Annotated in this window: 14 protein-coding genes; 6 read left to right on the top strand and 8 right to left on the bottom strand. The window is 69.1% G+C overall.

All coding sequences use genetic code 11. The annotated features are described in order from the left end of the window. Positions 1-51: 51 nt before the first annotated feature. Positions 52-1,422, bottom strand: a complete 1,371-nt coding sequence (locus ABT352_RS19710) for a lectin (protein WP_350946300.1) — start codon at positions 1,420-1,422, stop codon at positions 52-54. Between the two features lie 612 nt (positions 1,423-2,034). Here ABT352_RS19710 and ABT352_RS19705 point away from each other — a divergent pair. Then, positions 2,035-2,760 (top strand): FadR/GntR family transcriptional regulator, encoded by a 726-nt coding sequence (locus tag ABT352_RS19705; RefSeq protein WP_350946299.1) that lies wholly within the window; start codon positions 2,035-2,037, stop codon positions 2,758-2,760. Here the strand turns inward: ABT352_RS19705 and ABT352_RS19700 are convergent. Both ABT352_RS19700 and ABT352_RS19695 read right to left on the bottom strand, forming a co-directional pair. Continuing rightward, positions 2,715-2,984, bottom strand: coding sequence for a hypothetical protein (locus tag ABT352_RS19700; RefSeq protein ID WP_350946298.1), 270 nt, complete (start codon positions 2,982-2,984; stop codon positions 2,715-2,717). The genes ABT352_RS19705 and ABT352_RS19700 overlap by 46 nt on opposite strands. A gap of 27 nt (positions 2,985-3,011) precedes the next feature. Next, complete coding sequence (locus ABT352_RS19695) at positions 3,012-4,994, bottom strand: alpha-L-fucosidase (protein ID WP_350946297.1); 1,983 nt, start codon at positions 4,992-4,994, stop codon at positions 3,012-3,014. A 768-nt stretch (positions 4,995-5,762) separates the two neighbouring features. Between ABT352_RS19695 and ABT352_RS19690 the strand changes: the two genes are divergently transcribed. Further along, complete coding sequence (locus ABT352_RS19690) at positions 5,763-6,893, top strand: ricin-type beta-trefoil lectin domain protein (RefSeq protein ID WP_350946296.1); 1,131 nt, start codon at positions 5,763-5,765, stop codon at positions 6,891-6,893. Between the two features lie 162 nt (positions 6,894-7,055). Here the strand turns inward: ABT352_RS19690 and ABT352_RS19685 are convergent, their stop codons facing one another. Genes ABT352_RS19685 through ABT352_RS19670 form a run of 4 tightly spaced genes read right to left on the bottom strand, consistent with a single transcriptional unit; the run spans position 7,056 to position 11,425 of the window. Then, a complete protein-coding gene (locus tag ABT352_RS19685; protein ID WP_350946295.1) occupies positions 7,056-8,267 on the bottom strand; it encodes a glycoside hydrolase family 68 protein in 1,212 nt (403 codons plus the stop codon). Next, the gene (locus ABT352_RS19680) at positions 8,264-9,088 is read right to left on the bottom strand and encodes a carbohydrate ABC transporter permease (RefSeq protein WP_350946294.1); all 825 of its coding nucleotides are present in this window, start codon (positions 9,086-9,088) and stop codon (positions 8,264-8,266) included. The genes ABT352_RS19685 and ABT352_RS19680 overlap by 4 nt, the downstream gene beginning before the upstream one ends. After that, positions 9,085-10,053, bottom strand: coding sequence for a carbohydrate ABC transporter permease (locus ABT352_RS19675; RefSeq protein WP_350946293.1), 969 nt, complete (start codon positions 10,051-10,053; stop codon positions 9,085-9,087). Before ABT352_RS19675 ends, ABT352_RS19680 begins: the two co-directional genes overlap by 4 nt. Before the next feature lie 7 nt (positions 10,054-10,060). Further along, positions 10,061-11,425, bottom strand: a complete 1,365-nt coding sequence (locus ABT352_RS19670; RefSeq protein WP_350946292.1) for an ABC transporter substrate-binding protein — start codon at positions 11,423-11,425, stop codon at positions 10,061-10,063. 142 nt (positions 11,426-11,567) lie between these two features. Here ABT352_RS19670 and ABT352_RS19665 point away from each other — a divergent pair, with 142 nt between their 5' ends. After that, complete coding sequence (locus ABT352_RS19665; protein WP_350946291.1) at positions 11,568-12,629, top strand: LacI family DNA-binding transcriptional regulator; 1,062 nt, start codon at positions 11,568-11,570, stop codon at positions 12,627-12,629. A 216-nt stretch (positions 12,630-12,845) separates the two neighbouring features. On the opposite strand, the gene ABT352_RS19660 is transcribed toward ABT352_RS19665, so the two are convergent. Continuing rightward, complete coding sequence (locus ABT352_RS19660) at positions 12,846-13,889, bottom strand: hypothetical protein (protein ID WP_350946290.1); 1,044 nt, start codon at positions 13,887-13,889, stop codon at positions 12,846-12,848. A 231-nt stretch (positions 13,890-14,120) separates the two neighbouring features. On the opposite strand from ABT352_RS19660, the gene ABT352_RS19655 reads away from it, so the two are divergent. The 3 genes from ABT352_RS19655 (at position 14,121) to ABT352_RS19645 (ending at position 18,217) form a co-directional block, all read left to right on the top strand. Next, positions 14,121-15,152 (top strand): LacI family DNA-binding transcriptional regulator, encoded by a 1,032-nt coding sequence (locus ABT352_RS19655; RefSeq protein WP_350946289.1) that lies wholly within the window; start codon positions 14,121-14,123, stop codon positions 15,150-15,152. A gap of 7 nt (positions 15,153-15,159) precedes the next feature. Continuing rightward, positions 15,160-16,857: an FAD-dependent oxidoreductase gene (locus ABT352_RS19650; protein WP_350946288.1), complete on the top strand. Its 1,698-nt coding sequence runs from the start codon at positions 15,160-15,162 to the stop codon at positions 16,855-16,857. A gap of 76 nt (positions 16,858-16,933) precedes the next feature. Then, the gene (locus ABT352_RS19645; RefSeq protein WP_350946287.1) at positions 16,934-18,217 is read left to right on the top strand and encodes an ABC transporter substrate-binding protein; all 1,284 of its coding nucleotides are present in this window, start codon (positions 16,934-16,936) and stop codon (positions 18,215-18,217) included. Positions 18,218-18,369: the final 152 nt, after the last annotated feature.

The raw sequence follows: 18,369 nt of genomic DNA, 5'->3' as shown, positions 1-18,369 counted from the left end.
TTCCCGGCGGGGGATTCCCGAAGGTGTCTCAGAGATGGTCCGGCAGGAGGATCAGATCCGGGTCCAGCGCTGGTTGCCTCCGCCGTTGCAGGACCAGATGACGAGCTTGGTGCCGTTGGCCGTGGCGTTGTTGGGCACGTCCAGGCACTTGTTCGAGCCGAGGGCGGTGATGCTGCCGTCGGAGTTGAGGCGCCACTTCTGGTTGTTCTGGCCGTTGCAGTCCCAGATCTGCACCGCGGCGCCGTCGGCGGTGCTCTGGTTGCTCACGTCCAGGCACTTGTTGCCGTAGACCCGCAGCTCACTCGCGCCGTTCGACGTCCACTGCTGGTTGCTCTGGCCGTTGCAGTCCCAGATCTGCGCGAGGGCGCCGTTGGCCTGGGAGGCGCCGGTCACGTCGAGGCACTTGCCCGAGGCCGTGCCCCGGAGCGGGCTCGTCTGCGTTCCCGGGTTCGCGGTCGGGGTCGGGGTCGGGGTCGGGTTGGGGTTGGGGTCGCTACCGAACTGCGAGAAGAACCTCCACACCTCGCCCTTGGTCCAGGTCGTGATGCCGCTCTCGGCGTAGGTCCCGTCCACCGGACCGGGCATGTGACCGTTGTCGAAGGCGGCCCACACGACCGGGTAGCCCGCGCGGCAGCCCGAGTAGGTGGTGGTGATGTGCGTCCTGCTGCCAGAGCCCGGCTCCGGCGGGTTCTGGGGGGTGCAGCCGTTGTTCCTGACGAACCTGTCACGCAGTGACCGGCCCTGGGAGATGTTGAGGACGTTGTCGGTGATGCCGTGCAGTCCCATGTACGCGATGGGCTGGCTGCCGTCGCTGCAGCCGCTGAGCTGGGCGCCGGCGTAGACCGCGACCGCGCGGAAGACGTTCGCCCGGCTGCAGGCGAGCGAGTAGCTCATACCGCCGCCGTAGCTGAAGCCCATGGCGAAGCGCTGCGAGGTGTCGACGCACAGGGCCGCGTCGATCCGCCTGATCAGGTCGTCGACGAGGACCACGTCCTCGTTGCCGGAGTTGGCCCAGCCGTTGCCGATGCCCTGGGGCGCGACGAAGATCGCGTTGTTGTTCGACATCTGCCGCATGCCGTAGAAGGACCACGGGTAACCGCTGGTGCCGCCGGAGTCGACGTCGTTCATGGTGCCGCCCCGCCAGTGGAATCCGAAGAACAACCGGTAGGGGGTGTTGTTGTTGTAGTTGTCGGGGAGTCTCAGGATGAAGGAGCGGGTCTTGCCGCCGCTCTGGATCGTCTGCGTACCGTTGTTCAGCCCCGGGGCCTTGCCGCACCCGGCGGTCGGCGCGAGAGCGCGGGCCCCCGCCGCCGACGACGCGGTGGCGCTGGAGCTGGAGCTGCTCAGTGCGGCATGTGCCGTGGACACGACGAGGAGGGCCGCGACCGCGATCGCTCCGAAGAGGGATCTCCGCTTCGCCATCAGGTGACCTCCCCTGCGGTTCGAATATCGGCATGTCTTGGTGGGCAGACCACTTGCTTCTCCTTCATGTGGGGGGTGAGGAGTTTCAGCCGGCCGGTGTGGCGGCTCGACGCCGTTTTTGTTTTCGCCCGCGCCGAACAGCACGCCTGGCCGGTTCTTGCAGGTGTCGCCGAACAATCGCGCCCTGGTCCGAGGTGGTCGGGACCGTTCGCGTTGCCGTCATGGACGGCGATGTCCGTCCTTGTCTCCGGTGGCTTCCCCTCCGTTCCAGATGTGGTCCGGCCAAAGGGGGGCCCTCCGACAGGAGGCGTCCCGGAGACTTAGCTACTAATTACGTTCCTCACGCTGAGTCGCGTCAAGACCTTAAGCCCACTTATTTCTGACTCCTCACAGGGGTTCCTTTGTCAGAGTTGGGGTTCATTTGAAGATAGGTGCAGGTAGAGGGCTTACTTCTTCCTTCCCTCTTGCTGTGGATCCGAGTCCGGGCAGGATGTGTAGCACTTAATGTCAGGTAGGTTGAGAGGGATTGATGCTGATCCGTGCCTCAGTTGGTCGTACTCTTGAGGAGGTGGTGGCAGGGAGAGGGCGGGTAGCGTGATCGATAATCCGCGCGTGGAAGGCGCATACCGGCCGGGCTACGAGGTGGCCGCGGAGCAGGTGCTGGAGTTGATCACCAGGCTGCACCTGCGGCCGGGTGATCGCATGCCCACCGAGAACGAGCTGGCCCAGCAACTGGGCACGAGCCGGACCGTGGTGCGCGAGGCGGTGAAGATACTCTCCGCGCTCGGCAGGATACGCGCCCAGAAAGGGCGCGGCCTCTACGTGGCCGACGACGAGGGGATGCTCGGCACCGGACGATGGGCGTCCTTCTTCCTGCCCACCGACCTGGACCACATCTACATGCTGTTCGAGTTCCGCCGGGCCCAGGAGATGGAGACCAGCCGGCTTGCCGCCCGCCGCGCCACCCCGGCGGAGCTGGGAGACATCGAGAAGTGGGCCGGGGTGTGCCGCTACGGGTTCGACACCGGACGCGAGGAACTGTTCAACGAGGGCGACGACGCCTTCCACACCGCCATCGCGACGGCCTCGCACAACATGTTCCTCCAGATAGCGGTGCGGGAGGCTCGCCGGCTGCAGGCGCAGTCCAACCTCATCGGACTGCGAGGCTCGGTGGGCGGGCACGCGGCGAAGGCCGTCGAGGAGCACGACGCCATCTACCAGGCCATCCGCGCCGGTGACCCCGAGGCGGCGGCCCAGGCCGCGGCGACGCACATCGACAACACGCTGGACGACTACCGCAGGGAGATCCAGCAACGCATCTTCTCGCCGACCGACTGACTCCCCGCGGGCGGGCGATGCGGGCGGCGGGTGCGCGGCGCCGCCGGAATCCGTCCGGCGCCGTCGCGCCGGGCGGATCGGCCGTGAGGTCGGACGCGGGTCCGGTGCTGGTCCGTCACCCGGGTGAGCGACGCGGTCGCGGCGGGCCGGACCGCCCGCAGCAGGCTCGCGATCGTCAGGGGTGACGCGACGACCGCGAGCAGGGCCATGAGCCTTCGTCTCACGTCGTGTCCTTTCGATCGCCGGGAGCGTCAGAGCGCGGCGATGGTCCACTGGTTGTTGGTGCTGTTGTTGGGGGCCCACATGGCGACGGTGGAGCCGGCGGTGCTGTTGCCCATGCCGTCGAGGGCGGTGTTGGTGCCGCGGTTGATGATCTGCTGGCGGCCGTTGCCCACGCTGTTGAGGCGCCACTGCTGGTTGTTGTTGCCGGTCCAGGCGGCCTGTCTGGCGTTGGCGCCGTTGGCGGTGTTGCCCCAGCTGTCGATGACCATGCCGTTGGTGCGGTTGACGATGCGGTACCAGCCGCCGCCCAGGTCGACCAGCTGCCACTGCAGGTTGGTGCTGGTGTCGGAGGCGTTCCACTGCTTGAGGTTCGATCCGGAGGCGACGTTGCCGCCGCTGTCCAGTGCCAGGCCGGTGGTGCCGTTGGTGATCCGCACATAGCCGGTCGGGGTGGGGCCCGAGCCCAGGGCGGGGATCTGACCGGAGAAGGTCAGCCTGACCACGTACGCCGGGGCGCCGAACGGGGCGGTGGAGGACGGCATCGAGACGTGCAGGCCGGAACCGTCCTGGCTGCGGTTGGGCAGGTCGACGTACGACCCGGCCGTGGAGCCGAGGAGCTGCACCGAGGTCAGGCCGCTCAGGTTGATCCGGTTCGAGCCCAGGGTCGTGATGTCCAGGGTGGCGCCCGGCCAGCCGAGCACGGTGGCGTACAGGACCGTGTTGGTCTTGTTGCGCGTGAAGCGGATGTCCCGGTTGGTTCCCGCGCGTGGTGTGACGAAGGAGCCGCCGCCCATCTGCGTGGGGCCCTCGCCGAAGGCCGTCCAGGCCCGGCTGGAGTAGATCGACTCGCCGAAGCGCCGCAGGTAGTCCCCGATGCCCAGCAGGATCGTCCGCTGCCCGGACGGGATGGTGCCGTCGGCCGTCGGAGCGATGTTCAGCAGCATGTTGCCGTTCTTGCTGACCCGGTCGATCAGCGAGTGCAGCATGGCGTTGAGCGAGTAGTAGCCGATGCCGTTGGTGTAACACCAGCTTGAGCTGGAGATGCTGTCGTCGGTCAGCCAGTAGGGGGTCTGGATGCCCGCCGGCCCGCCGCGCTCGTAGTCGTAGACCTCGCCCCTGTTGTTGAAGCCGTCCTTGTAGGTGACGACCACCTCCCTGTTCCAGGCGATGGCCTGGTTGTAGTAGTAGGCGAGGAAGTTCAGCCGCTGCGCCTCGGGGATCTGGGGGAGGTTGAAGTCCTGCCAGATGACGTCGGGCTGGTAGCCGTCGATCACCTCCTTGAGCTTGTCGTACCAGAGCTGGTTCTCCGCGGTCCTGTCCAGCTGGCCGTACAGCTTCCTGAGGGAGGCGGTGGACTGGGTGGGCACGCGCTCGAAGAAGCCGGTGAAGTTGTAGGCGTGGTGCAGGGAGACCAGCAGCTTGAGGCCCTTGGCCCGGATGGCGTCGGCGTGCAGCCGCAGCAGGTCGAGCCTCGGGCCGGTGGCGACCGAGTTCCACTCGTTCACCCTGCTGTTCCACATCGAGTAGCCGTCGTGGTGCTCGGCCACCGGCCCCGCGAACCTGGCGCCGGCGTCGACGAACAGCTGCGCCCACTCGCCGGGGTCGAAGTTGCCGCCGGCGGACCTGAGTTTGGGGGCGAACTGCACCCAGTTGCCCGCCTTGTCAGGGGCGCCGTTGATGAAGTTGTGGTACGGCCACACCGAGGGATCACCGTAGACGTTCCTGTGGTGGTTGTTCTCGCTGGAACCGCCGAAGTACATGTTGCGCGGGTACCACTCGTTGGCGAACGCGGGGACGCTGAACACGCCCCAGTGGTAGTAGATGCCGAACTTGGCGTCCTGGAACCACTCCGGAGCCGGCGGGTGCTGGTCGACCGACTCCCAGGTCGGGGTGTAACCGCTCGGGGCGCCTGCCGCCCACGCGGGAGGCGATCCCAGCAGACCGGCGGCCGCGGCGCCTCCGGCTCCGGCGAGCAGCGCGCGGCGGCTGAACGGTGACGAGGATGGGGACATGAGCGGAAACCTCTCGGAGTGGGGGGATTCTCCTGGCCGTTCCGCAGGTGGGATGAGCGCCGTGGTCGACGGCCCCCGCCGCGCACCACCGACTTGGCATAGGGGCCGTCTCGGGGACTCAGTGTGGAAACTATTACAAAATGTGTCAAGGTCGCGCAGGAAGGATCTGTCTCGCCGCGTGCCGCACACGTGATGGACCCGCTTCGGCGTCTGCGGGTCCTTGCAGGGCGTGGTGCCCCTTCCGGGGCGAGACGTCGGCGGTGAAATTTTCATCACGTCACCCCGGCCCGTTCGGTGCGGTGACCTGTGAAACACCAGATGGAGCCGTCTCCGTCTCCGTCTCCTGTTCGTCTCGCCGTGTTTCCGGCTCTTGACAGCCTCTCCTCGCCTCGTGTTTGCTCCGCTGCACCACCACAATCACTCGACGCTGGAAGAGGCCGCGACCGGCAGAAAAATGTTAGCGCTCACATCTCCCCGCCCCCCAAAAAGGCCCACTCGGCGACCGTGAATCCCGGCCACACACCACATCCGCGATTCCCTCCCACGGCCACCGATTTCTCGACAGGAGGATTCTCCGCACGGCGAAAGCCGCACCAACCCGATCCATCGGACCTCGCAGCCCTGTGACCGGCGGGCACCCGCGAGGTGCCCCGAGCCGCCGCTCCCGCCGCCACATGACATTCGTTGGAAAGTGCTCCGAATACAGACCGTCAGCGCTACACGAGCTGTCAGCAGTCACTGCTCTCAGCTTTCGGAAAGAGGTTGAGCATGCGTAGGTGGAGACGCTGGTTCACAGCGGCGCTTCTGGCTGTGATCGTGGTCGCGCTGGGCGCGGTGACGCGGACGAGCGTCGCCGGCGCGGAGTCCAACGGCGGCGTGCGGGTCATGCCGCTGGGCGACTCGATCACCGAGGGCACGCAGGTGCCGGGCGGATACCGCATCGGCCTGTGGCAGCGGCTGGTCTCCGGCCGGTACACGGTGGACTTCGTCGGGTCACAGTTCAACGGGCCGGCCTCGCTGGGGGACCACGACCACCAGGGGCACCCCGGCTGGCGCATCGACCAGATCGACGCGAACATCACGAACTGGGCGCGCACCCAGAATCCGCGCACGGTGCTGCTGCACATCGGCACCAACGACATCCTGCAGAACTACAACGTGGGCGGTGCGCCCCAGCGGCTCTCCACCCTGATCGACCGCATCACCGCGACCGTGCCTGACGCGGACGTGTTCGTCGCCACCATCATCCCGCTGTCCAACTCCGGGCAGGAGTCCGCCGCCCGCACCTTCAACGCGGCCATCCCCGGCATCGTGCAGAACAAGGTGAACAGTGGCAAGCGCGTCCACCTGGTCGACATGCACAGCAAGCTGACCACCTCCGACCTGATCGACGGCATCCACCCCACCGCCGGCGGCTACGACAAGATGGCCGCCGCCTGGTACGCCGCCCTCCAGTCGGTCTCCGGCAGCATCGGCCAGCCCGGCGACCCCGGTTCGACGCCCTCGCCCTCGCCGACGAGCGCGATCAGGGGGGTCGGTTCGGGCAGGTGCCTGGACGTCGCCAACGTCTCGCAGGCCAACGGCGCCGCGGTGCAGATCTGGGACTGCAACGGCCAGAACAACCAGCGCTGGGCGCCGACCGGCGCGAACGAGCTGCGGGTCTACGGCAACAAGTGCCTGGACGTGAGCAACCAGAGCACCGCCAACGGCGCGCAGGTCCAGATCTGGGACTGCAACGGCCAGAACAACCAGAAGTGGCGCCTCAACAACGACGGCAGCATCACCGCCGTCGGCGCGAACAAGTGCCTGGACGTGTCCAACAACTCCACCGCCAACGGTGCCAGACTCCAGATCTGGGACTGCAACGGCCAGGGCAACCAGCGCTGGACCCGCGTCTGATCCGTACTTCCCAGACGGCGCGTGGGCCTGTACCCCCCAGGCAGGCCCACCCCGCCGACCGGTCCGGCTACCGGCGCGTCGGCCTGATCGTTCAGGCCGACCCGTCGGGCCGGACCGGCCCGGTGCTCCCGCCGCACGGCGGGAGCACCGGGCGGCGCGGGGTCATGGGAGCGTCCCCGCGCCGCTCTCGCGTCCCCGCGCCACGGAGGCGTTCACCCCGTCGAGGGTGAGTTCGAGGACCGGCGCGTTCGTCCCGCCGAAACCGGCCCTCGCCTGCGCGGCCGGGATCCGCATCGGATCCTCGCCGCCCGTGGACGGGTAGTTGAGGAAGCTCACCACCCGAAGATCGGGCAGCACCAACCAGGCGTACGCCTGGTCGGGCTCGCTCTCGGGGTTGCCGACCACCAGCCCGGAGCCGTTCAGCGGCTCGTACGGTCCGGTGAGGCTCGGGGCCACGAAGCCGTACAGGCCGGTGGGCGCCGACCTCGGGGGGTGGAACGAATGCCGGTGCGTGCAGAAGAAAAGGTAGTACGAGGACCCGTGCACGACGATGTGCGGTCGTTCGATCTCGTGATTGACCCCGTCGGCCACCAGCAGTGGCGGCCGGAGCGACCAGCCGTCAGGCGCCGCGTCGGCGAGGGCCACCGCGCCCGTGTAGCGATCCTCCCAGGCGACGGAGGCGGCGACGAGAAGGTGTTCGCGCCCGTCGGCGGGATCACGGAACCAGCCGGGATCGCGAAAGGCCCGGATCTTCCCCGGACCCCCCTCGACATCGTCGGCGGGCAGATACGTCCGGCCGTCCGAGCTCAGGATCTCCCGGTGCTCGGCGTGCGGTTCCAGCACGATCCGGTCGCCGTCGGCGACCAGCCGGGCACGTGCCTCCACGACACGCTGGACGAACGTCGGGCGCGCCTCGCCTCGCCGGCCGGCGGCCGTGTAGAACACCGACACCGTGCCGTCGGGTCTGCGGACCGCCGACCCCGACCACTCGCGGCTGCCCGGCGAGGCGCCGTCGGCGAACGCGTGCCCCAGGTCCTTCCAGTCGTCGCCGTCCTTGGCGAGCAGTCGGACGCGAGCGTGGTCGTGGCGGTCCTCGGGGTGTCCGGCGGCGGGTGCCGACAGCCCCATCCACAGCTCGTGGCCGAGAACCGTGGAGGTCGAGCCGTCCTCCTCCTGGATCGGCCACAGGTCCCAGACGTCGTCGTGCGGCAGCACGCGCGGCAGGGCCACGGTACCGACGACCGGCGCCGTCGTCGCGGGGGTGTCGGTGAGCAGGGCGAGATGGCGCCGGTCCCACCGCGCCGACCGGCCGTCGCCGTGTCCGGGCGATCCAGTCTCGGTATCGGTGCCGAGCAACGACATGAGGTGTGTCATCCCTTCAGGGAGCCCTGGAGCAGAGCCGCGACGAACCGGCGCTGGAAGATGAGAAAGATCAGCAGTGTGGGAGTCAGGATGAGCAGCGACCCCGCGCACAGCAGCGGGATGTCGGTGCCCCACTGTCCCTGGAAGGCACCCAGCGCGCCGGACATGGTGCGCTGCAGCGGGTCGTCGACCAGGACGATGGCGAGCAGGAACTGGTTCCAGGTCCACAGGAACAGCAGGATGGCGAGCGACGAGATCGCCGGCATGGCGAGCGGGACGTGGACGCGCCAGAACAGCTGCCACGTGTTCGCCCCGTCGATCCGCGCGCTCTCCGACAGCTCCTCGGGCATGTTCACGAAGTGCGCGCGCATCCAGTAGACGGAGAACGGCATGAACAGCCCGATGAGCGGAAGGATGATCGCCCACCTGGTGTTCAGCAGGCCCATGTCGCGCACCTGGTAGTACAGCGGGGTGATGATGCCCTCGAAAGGCAGTGTCAGCCCGAACACGAACGCGAGGAACACCACGTGCTTTCCGGGAATCCGCAGGTGGCCGATGGCGAATCCCGCCATCGTCGCGATGATGAGCGCGAGGGGGACCACCCCGAGCACGATGAGCGTGCTCGACTTCAGCAGCTCGCCCATCCGCGCCACCTGGAATGCCTGGACGAAGTTGCCCCACTGCGGGTCGCTCGGCCAGGAGAGTCCAAGCGGGTAGGTGCCCGACGGGTGCAGCGCCGTGACGAACAGGCTGACGAACGGCAGAAGGGTGACCGTCATCAGCAGGACGAGCAGCACCCTTCCCGTCCACGCCTCTCGATGTCCGGTGATCATGTGGACCTGTTCCTGGTGAGCCACTGGATGGGGAGGGCGAAGATGAGCACGAGCAGCATCAGCACGACGGCGAGTGCCGAGGCCGTTCCCACCTGCCGGTCGGAGAAGGCCAGGTAGTAGATCTCCAGGCCGGGGACCATGGTGGCGTTCCCCGGCCCGCCCTGGGTCGAGATGTAGATGATGTCGAAGCTGGCGAGGGCGGCGATCACGGTCACCGTGACGCAGACGCCGATCTCCTGCCGCAGGCTGGGCACCGTGATCGAGAGGAACTCCCGGAGCGGTCCCGCGCCGTCCAGCCGGGCGGCCTCGTACAGCGATATGTCGATCTTGGTCATGCCCGCCAGGAACAGCAGGGTGCACAGGCCGAGGAGCACCCACGCGCCGATCACCCCGACCGCGGGCAGCGCTGTGGAGAAGTCGCCCAGCCAGGCGCGGGTCACGCCGCTGAGACCGGCGTAGCCGAGCAGCTGGTTGATCAGACCGGTCGACGACAGCAGCCAGCTCCAGGCGATGCCGGCGGCGACGAGCGGGATGACCTGCGGCAGGAAGATCACCGTTCTCGCCACGACCGCGAGCCGGCTGGTGGCGATCCGCCGGATCGTCGAGGCGATCACCAGGCCCAGCACGACCGGGATCGCGCTGAAGAACACGATCAGCTCGAAGGCGTTCACGATGGAGGCGAACAGGTCGGGGTCGAGGAAGACCTTCGCGTAGTTGTTCAGGCCCGCCCAGGTGGACGGGCCGATGCCGTCCCAGGTGTACAGCGAGTACTGGAAGGTCAGGAGGATCGGCCGCAGGACGAAGACCACGTAGAAGGCGAGCGCGGGAACGACGAACAGCCAGCCGATCCAGCGCCGCGGGCGGAGCCCCGCCGATCGGGCGGGGCTCCTCCTCCTCGTCACGGCCTTCGGCCCGGACCGGGTCCCGGCGAGATCGACCGCCGTGTCGGGAGTCGGCCGTGCCATGACGTGCTCAGCTCCCCTCGACCTGACTCTGGTAGTCGCTCTGCACCGACTTCAGCAGGCCTTCGGGGGTCTGCTGCCCGCCGACCAGCTTCTGCAGCTGCGGGGTCCAGCTCTTGGCGTAGATCGCGCCGGTGGCGTTGGCGATGAAGTCCATCGCGCCGTTGTCCTCACCGATCTTCGCTCCGGCCGCGAGTGTGCTCGCCGTCACCGTGTCCTGGGCGAGGGGCGGCATGTGAGCGTCGGCGGGACCCATGGGGTGCGACCCTCCGACCTCCACGGCGATGTCGCGCGCCTTCTGATCGCTCGCCACCCAGTTGAGGAAGAACGCGGCGCAGTCGGCGTTCTTGGCCTGGGCGCCGATGCCGAAGGTGAGGGGAGCCGACATCGCGGCCAGCTTGCCGCCCTCCTGCGCGGACGGCATCAGGAAGAAGCCCACGTCGCCGGGCATCTGCTTGTCGAGGTTGCCGGACTCCCAGTCGCCGTTGAACATGAACAGGCCGTCACCGCCGATGAAGCGGCTCATCATCGTGGCGTAGTCGACGGCGTTGATGTCCTTCCAGAAGGATCCGGCCTTGATCCAGCGCTCCAGGTGCTGCGCGGCCTGGAGGTTCGTCGGCGTGTCGATCGTGGCGCCCGGCTTCTGGAAGATCCAGTCGTTGATCGGCCCGGCCGTGCCGTAGGCGGCCATCAGACCTTGCAGGGGGAACGCCAGCCCGCCGGTGGCTCCTCCGTTGAACTGGGCGATCGGGGTGACGCCCTCCTTCTTGGCCTTCGAGATCGCGTCGTCGAGCTCCGCCAGGGTGGTCGGCGGAGACGACATCCCGATCTTCTCGGCGAGCTTCTTGTTGTAGAAGACGCCGGTCATGCTGAAGTTGAGGCCCATCGCGTACAGCGACCCCTCGCCTCGGGTCTTGCCCCCGGGACCGAGGCGCAGCTGCGCGAGCTGGGACTCCGGCCAGGCGTCCCAGCCGAAGACCTTCGCGTAGTCGTCGAGGTTCTTCAGCAGGTTGTTCTTGACGAGCTCGGAGACCTGGGGGAGCCGCATGAGGTCCGGCGGGTCGTCCGCGAGGACACGCGGGGCGTTCTGCGTGATCACCGCGAACTGGTCCTCGCGGATGTTCCACGTGACGTTCTTGTGCTGCGCGGAGAACTCGGTGGTGAGCGCCTTCGGCAGGGGGAAACCGGTCTCGAAGTAGGCGTTGATCGTGATCGGGTCGGTCCCGCAGGTCGGTGCGGCCGACAGCGGCGTGCTGCTTCCTGCGGCCTCCGGCTGCGGTGCGTTGTTGCCCGGTGCGGCGCAACCGGCGGCCAGCGTCCCCCCCAGGACGACCATGAGCACCGCCCGGCGATGAGGGCTGAATCGACGCGGCATATGCGTCTCCTTGGTTGATCGGGAACTCGCCGGCAATCCGCCGGGTGTCCTGGGAACTCATTTGCTAAATCGGATTAGCAATGCGGTAGTCTCACCACACGTATAGCTGGCTGTCAACCCTCACAACGTGGGAGGTCTCTCGGTGAGCCCAAAGCGGGTCACACTGGCCGATGTCGCCAAGATAGCCGCTGTCTCCACCACCACGGCATCGCTCGTCCTGTCCGGCCGAGGCCGTGAGCTGCGCATATCCCAGGACGTCGAGCAACGAGTGCTGAAGGCCGCCGAGGAGTTGCAGTATCGGCCCAACATCGTTTCCGTGGGGCTGCGCACGGGCACGACGCGGACCATCGCCTTCGTGTCCGACACGATCGCCACCTCACGGCTCGCCGGCGACATGATCAAAGGTTCTCTCGAGGCCGCCAGGGAACGCGGCGTGATGCTGTTCATCGGTGAGACCGAGGGAGACCCCGAGCTCGAACGCGCCCTGCTGCAGGCCATGCAGGACCGTCAGGTCGACGGGATCATCCTGGCCTCGATGTTCACCAGGACCATCAAGGTGCCGAAGACGATAACGGCCGCTCCGGCGGTCCTGCTCAACGCGCTTCCCAAGCAGCCCTCTCCGCTTTCCTCGATCATCCCCGACGAGGTCGAGGCCGGTCGCACCGCCGCCCGCCTGCTGCTCAAGGCCGGCCATCGCGACGGCATCCACCTGGTCGGCGCTGGCCCCGGGATGCGCAACGTGCCCGCGGGAAGTGTCGCGGCCGTGGAACGGCTCGCCGGCATTCGCGAGGTGCTGGGCGAGGCGGGCGTCAAGATCGCGAGCGGGCGGGTCTGCCCCGACTGGCAGCCGGAGTACGGCCTCGACGCCACCCGCGCGATCCTGGAGAAGGGGCGCCCGCGCGCGTTGATCTGTTTCAACGACAGGATCGCGCTCGGCGCGTACCAGGCGCTCAGCGACCACGGGCTGAGGATCCCGCAGGACGTCTCGGTGATCTCGTTCGACGACCACCCCCTCGCCTCGTGGATGCGGCCCAAGCTCACCACGGTGGCCCTCCCGCACTACGATCTCGGCCGCAAGGCGGTGGACGTGCTGTTCGCGGAGATCGGCCGTCATCGTGACGGCGGGGCCGGTCGGCAGAGCGAGACGCACCGGGTCCCGATGCCGCTGCGCGACCGCGAGTCCGTCGCGTCACCGGGAGTCTGAACCGCGCGGATCCGTGGGGTCACGTCCTCGGGCGGGCGAGGCGAGGCGGCGTGAGCCGCCGCCGATCAGCGCCGCGCCCCGGGTGCGGGCGCACGAACTCTCCCGTATCCGGGGGAGGTGCTCACCGGCCAGAGGTTCTCCCGAGATGTCTGCGGGGCCCGTGACGCGCCGGGATGACGCGTCACGGGCCCCGGGCGACGGCGAGGGCGCGTGTTCCTAGACGGCGCGGGCGACGGCGATCGTCGAACCGCCGCGCCGGCCGGCCTCGTAGAACATGTAGGCCACGCCGCCGTCGGTGCCGAAGGAGGGGGCGGCGCTACGGCCGTTGTCGGGGGCTCCGGTCAGCGGGCGGTGGAAGACGCCGAGGTGCACCTCACGGTCGAAGGCGTTGCCCACCTCGGTGAGGAACATGTTTCCGCTGTTGCCGTGGTAGGCGACATAGGTGGTGCCGTTGCGCTTGAGCAGGGACGGCCCGGACAGGTCGCTCTGCCCGTCGGGGCCGGGCGACACCAGCGGGGTCGGGTCGAACCGCCAGTCCATGCCGTTGGACGACCAGCCCCAGAAGATCTTGCGGGAGCCGCCGGTGACGCCCATGAAGACCATGACGTACTTGTTGCCCAGTCCCGGGACCGCGTGCTCGAAGACCCGGGCGTAGGAGGTCTCCGTCGAGCCGGGGATCATCGCGGTGGTCAGCACCGTGCCGTGGTAGGTGAAGCGCACGCCGTCGGTCGACCAGGCCATCCGGGTGGTGTTGTTCTCGCCGTGGAAGTACATGTAAAACCGCCGGTCGGCGGCGTTCCAGATGATGTGCGGCGAGGAGATGTGGCTCACCGAGTAGTGCGGTGACCAGGTCCTGGAGATGATCGGGTTGCTCGGATACTCGGTGAACGGGCCGCCGAGCGAGTTGCCGTAGGCGAGGCAGATGCCGCCGGGCGCGTCGTGGGGGGCGTAGTAGAGGTAGTAGCGCCCCAGCGGGCTCGCGATCTTGTCGTACATGCCCCGGATGCAGGGGAAGATCAGCTCGTTGGTCGGGTTGTAGCGCAGGCTCGCCTTGTCGAACGCCGTGCCGATGTAGCGGTAGGTGGGGAATCCGGCGGGTCCCAGCGCCGCGGTCGTGCCGGCCCGCATGGTCGCCTGCGCGGACGCCTGCGCGGACGCCGCCGTGGCCGTCCCGGGAAGGGCGAGCCCGAGACCGCCGGCCACGCCGGCACCGACCGCCGCGCGCAGGAGTCCGCGGCGGTCCAGGAGGGGTTCAGACATGGAACGTCCCTTCGCGACAACTTTCACCGTGAGTGATGGTGAGGACTTCTCCCTGATCGCAAAGATTCGGTCAGGCGTGCCCGCTCGTCAAGGTGCTAATACGGATTATCACCGGTGAAATTTCCATAGCAAGATCCTGGAGCCCGGCTCTTGACAGGATCCGCCGCGGATTGCAGGATGACGTCCCAACTTCGCTAATGCGCATTATCAGCAGATGGGACGCTACGAATCGTGACCGCCCCCGGCCGCCGGCTCACCCAGCAGGACATCGCCCGCATCGCGGGGGTGAGCCAGACGACGGTCTCGCTCGTCCTCAACAACCGGATCGACGCCGAGGTACGCATCGCCCCGGAGACGCGCGAGCGGGTGCTGAGGGTGATCAGGGAGACCGGATACGTCGCGGACCCGGTCGCCCGGCGGCTCGCCGAGCGGCGCAACCGCATCCTGGGCGTCTTCACCTACGAGGCCGTCTTCCCGACCGCGAGCGCGGACTTCTACCACCCCTTCCTGCTCGGCATCGAGGAGTGCGCCGAGGAGATGGGCTGCGACCTGTTGCTGTTCACCAGCGCCAGGGCCGCGGGGGAGCGGCGCCGCATCTTCAACGAGGACAGCCGGGTGCGGCTGGCGGACGGCTGCGTGCTCCTCGGGCGGGCCGTCGACCGCGACGACCTGGCCCGGCTGCTGACCGAGGGCATCCCCTTCGTCTCCATCGGCCGCCGCGACGACGCCGGCGCCCCGGTGCCGTACGTGGGCGCCGACTACTCGCCCGCGGTGCGCGCCCTGGTCGACCGGGCGGCCGGGCTCGGCCACCGGCGGCTCGCCTACGTCGGCACCGGGGCCGGTGCCGAGTCGCCGGCCGACCGCATGCGCGGCTTCCGCGAGGCGGTGGCCGCCGTCGGAGCCGAGGGGGTGCACGTGCCGGTCGTCGGCAGGACCCCCGAGGAGATGCTGGACGAGCTGTCGGCCGCGGGGGTGACCGCGGTCTTCGCCGAGGAGCCCGCCGACGCCGTGGCGATCATGCACGCGGCGGGTGAGCGGGGTCTTGAGATCCCCGGTGACCTGTCGTTCATCGCACTGGGCGCTCCGACCAGGCCCGTCCGCGTCGACGTCGACCTCACCGGGTTCCGCATCCCCCGGCGGGAGATGGGCCGCAGGGCCGTCGAGCTGCTCGCGCGGCTGCTGGAGCGCGGCGGGGGAACGCCACAGGAACTACTGCCCTGCGAGCTGGTCGAGGGATCCACGCTCGCACCGGTCCGGAGCTGACCGGACGGTGCGGAACGCCACAGGCGCCGAGAAGGCGAAGAACGCCGGGAACGGCGAGAAGGCGGAGAGAACGACGATGATGGGAGAGAGCCCCGACGTGGTTGAGATATCGGCGGACGCGGTGGTCGTCGGCGGAGGACTGGGCGGCGTCGCCGCCGCCCTGGCGCTGCTGCGAGCCGGGCGCACCGTGATCCTGACCGAGGAGTACGACTGGCTCGGCGGGCAGCTGACCAGCCAGGCCGTGCCGCCCGACGAGCACTCCTGGGTGGAGCGGTTCGGTGTCACAGCCTCCTACCGGGCGCTGCGCGACGGCATCCGCCGCTACTACCGCGACCACTACCCGCTCACCGCGCGGTCGCGGGCCTGGCGGGAGCTGAACCCGGGCGCCGGGCACGTGAGCCGCCTGTGCCACGAGCCGCGCGTCGCGGTCGCGGTGATCGAGGCCATGCTCGCGCCGTACCGGGGTTCCGGGCGGCTGCGCGTGCTGCAGCCGTACCGGCCGGTCGGCGCCGAGGTCGACGGCGACCGGGTGCGGGCCGTGCGCCTGGAGCACCGCGAAGGGAAAGGCGAGGTCACGGCCGTCGCGCCGTACGTGCTGGACGCCACGGAGACGGGCGAGTTGCTGCCGCTGACCGGCACCGAGTACGTGACGGGGTTCGAGTCGCAGGGCGACACCGGGGAGCCGAGCGCGCCCGCCGAGGCCCAGCCGATGAACATGCAGGCCGTCTCGGTGTGCTTCGCGATCGACCACGTCGACGGCGACCACACCATCGACAAACCCGCCGCCTACGAGTTCTGGAGGAGCTACCAGCCCGACTTCTGGGGCGACCGGCTGCTGTCCTGGCGCTGCCCGCACCCCAGGACCCTGGAGATCGTGGAACGCTCCTTCACCCCCAACCCCGACGACGACCCGCTGCTGGTGGAGGCCGACCAACGCCTCAACCCTGGTGACGCGAACCTGTGGACGTTCCGCAGGATCGCCGCGCGGCGCAACTTCGCCGACGGCGCCTACGACAGCGACATCACCCTGGTCAACTGGCCGATGATCGACTACCTGGAGGGCCCGGTCATCGACGTGCCGGACGCCGCCGCGCACGTGGCCGCCGCTCGCGAGCTGTCGCGCTCGGTGCTGTACTGGATGCAGACCGAGGCGCCCCGCGCCGACGGCGGGACCGGCTTTCCCGGCCTGCGCCTGCGCGGCGACGTCACCGGCGGCGGTGAGGACGGGCTGGCCCAGGCACCCTACATCCGCGAGTCGCGCCGCGTCCGCGCCCTGTACACCGTGGCCGAGCAGGACCTGTCGTTCGCGGTGCGCGGAGACAAGGGCGCGGTGAGCTACGCCGACTCCGTCGGGGTGGGGATGTACCGCATCGACCTGCACCCCTCCACCGGGGGCGACAACTACATCGACGTGGCGAGCTCGCCGTTCGAGATCCCCCTCGGCGCGATCGTGCCGCAGCGGATGACCAACCTGCTGCCCGCGTCCAAGAACATCGGCACCACCCACATCACCAACGGCGCCTACCGGCTGCACCCGGTGGAGTGGAACGTCGGCGAGGCCGCGGGGGCCCTCGCGGCCTTCTGCCTGGACAACGCCACCACCCCGCACGCCGTACGCGAGGACGAGGGCCTGCTCGCCGACTTCCAGCGGCGGCTCACCCGAGACGGCGTCGAGCTGCGCTGGCCGCAGGTGACCGGCTACTGACCGGACGAGCGGCACCGGCCGGGCGACCGGTCACCCACCACGACCGCCGGGGGATTCCCAGCAAGGAGATCGGACCATGAGAACATTCGCGAAGCCCGCGGCCGTCGCGCTGGCGGCGCTGCTCACCCTGACGGCGTGCGGCGGGGGAGGCGAGGCCGCCCCCGCCGCGCAGGGCCCGCAGCCGCTGCGCATGACGATCTGGACCTCCAACGAGGCCCACCTGAAGCTGTTCGACGAGATCGCCGCCGAGTACAAAAAGACGCGCCCCGACGTCGGCGAGATCAAGTTCGACCCCCTCCCCTTCGAGAACTACACCACGACCCTGACCACCCAGATCGCCGGCGGCAACGCCCCCGACCTGGCCTGGATCCTGGAGAACTCCGCGCCCGACTTCGTCTCCTCCGGCGCGCTGGTGCCGCTCGACGACACGCTGCGCAAGGCCGAGGGCTACGAGTTCGACGACCTCACCCCCTCGGCGGTCAAGCTCTGGCAGGCCGAGGGCAAGCTGTACGCCTATCCGTTCTCCACCTCGCCGTTCGGCGTGTTCGTCAACACCGACCTGCTCAAGAAGGCGGGCCAGAAGCCTCCGGCGGAGATGATCGAGGACGGCACGTGGACCTGGGAGAAGGTCGCCGCCCAGAACGCCGCGGTCGCCGCCGAGACCGGCAAGGCGGGCATGGTCGTCCGCGACTTCGACTACAAGGGCTGGGACAACCTCTCCACGGTGTGGGGCGGCTGGGGCGCCCAGGCCTGGAGCGAGGACGGTAGGAGCTGCGGGTTCGACAGCCCCGAGATGGTCGAGGCGATGACGTTCCTGCACAAGTCGATCTTCACCGACAAGGCGTTCCCCGGCCCCGGCACCACGGCCGACTTCTTCGCGGGCGACGCGGCGATGACCATCACCCAGATCTCCCGCGCCTCGCTCCTGCAGGAGGCGAAGTTCGGCTGGGATCTCGTGCCGCTGCCCGCCGGGCCCAAGGGCGAGTACTCGGTGATCGGACAGGCGGGCCTGGGCGTCTTCAAGCAGTCCGCCAACGCGGAGCTGGCGGCCGACTTCCTCGCCTTCTTCACCAGCCCCGGCAACTCGGCCAAGCTCGCCGCCTACTTCCCGCCGCCCCGGGCCTCCCAGCTCACCGCCGACACCCTCGCCAAGAGCAACCCGCTGCTCAAGCCCGGCCAGCTCCAGGAGGTCGTGATCGGCGGCATCGAGAAGGGCGTGGTCAAGCCCAACCACACCGGCCAGGCGGAGCTGTCGCAGACCGTGCGGGCCGCGCTCGACCCGCTCTGGCAGCCCGGCGCCGACGTCAAGGCCGTGCTGGGCGGCGTGTGCGCCAAGATCCAGCCGATGCTGGGCGCGTGACGTGGCCGCGTCACACCCCCGATCCGCGGTGACCGGCCGGGCCCCCGCCCCGCGGGGCGCCCCGCGCCCGCCCCGCGCCCGGGGGGCGGGGGGGCGCGGGGGGCGGCGGGGCCCGGGGGGGCGGGGGCGCGGCCCGCGGCGCGGCGGGGCCC

The sequence above is a fragment of the Streptosporangium sp. NPDC000563 genome (genome assembly GCF_040299985.1).
Taxonomy (GTDB): Bacteria; Actinomycetota; Actinomycetes; order Streptosporangiales; family Streptosporangiaceae; genus Streptosporangium.
The sequence above is the reverse complement of the archived record's forward strand: the minus strand, read 5'-3'. Positions and strand labels throughout refer to the sequence as shown.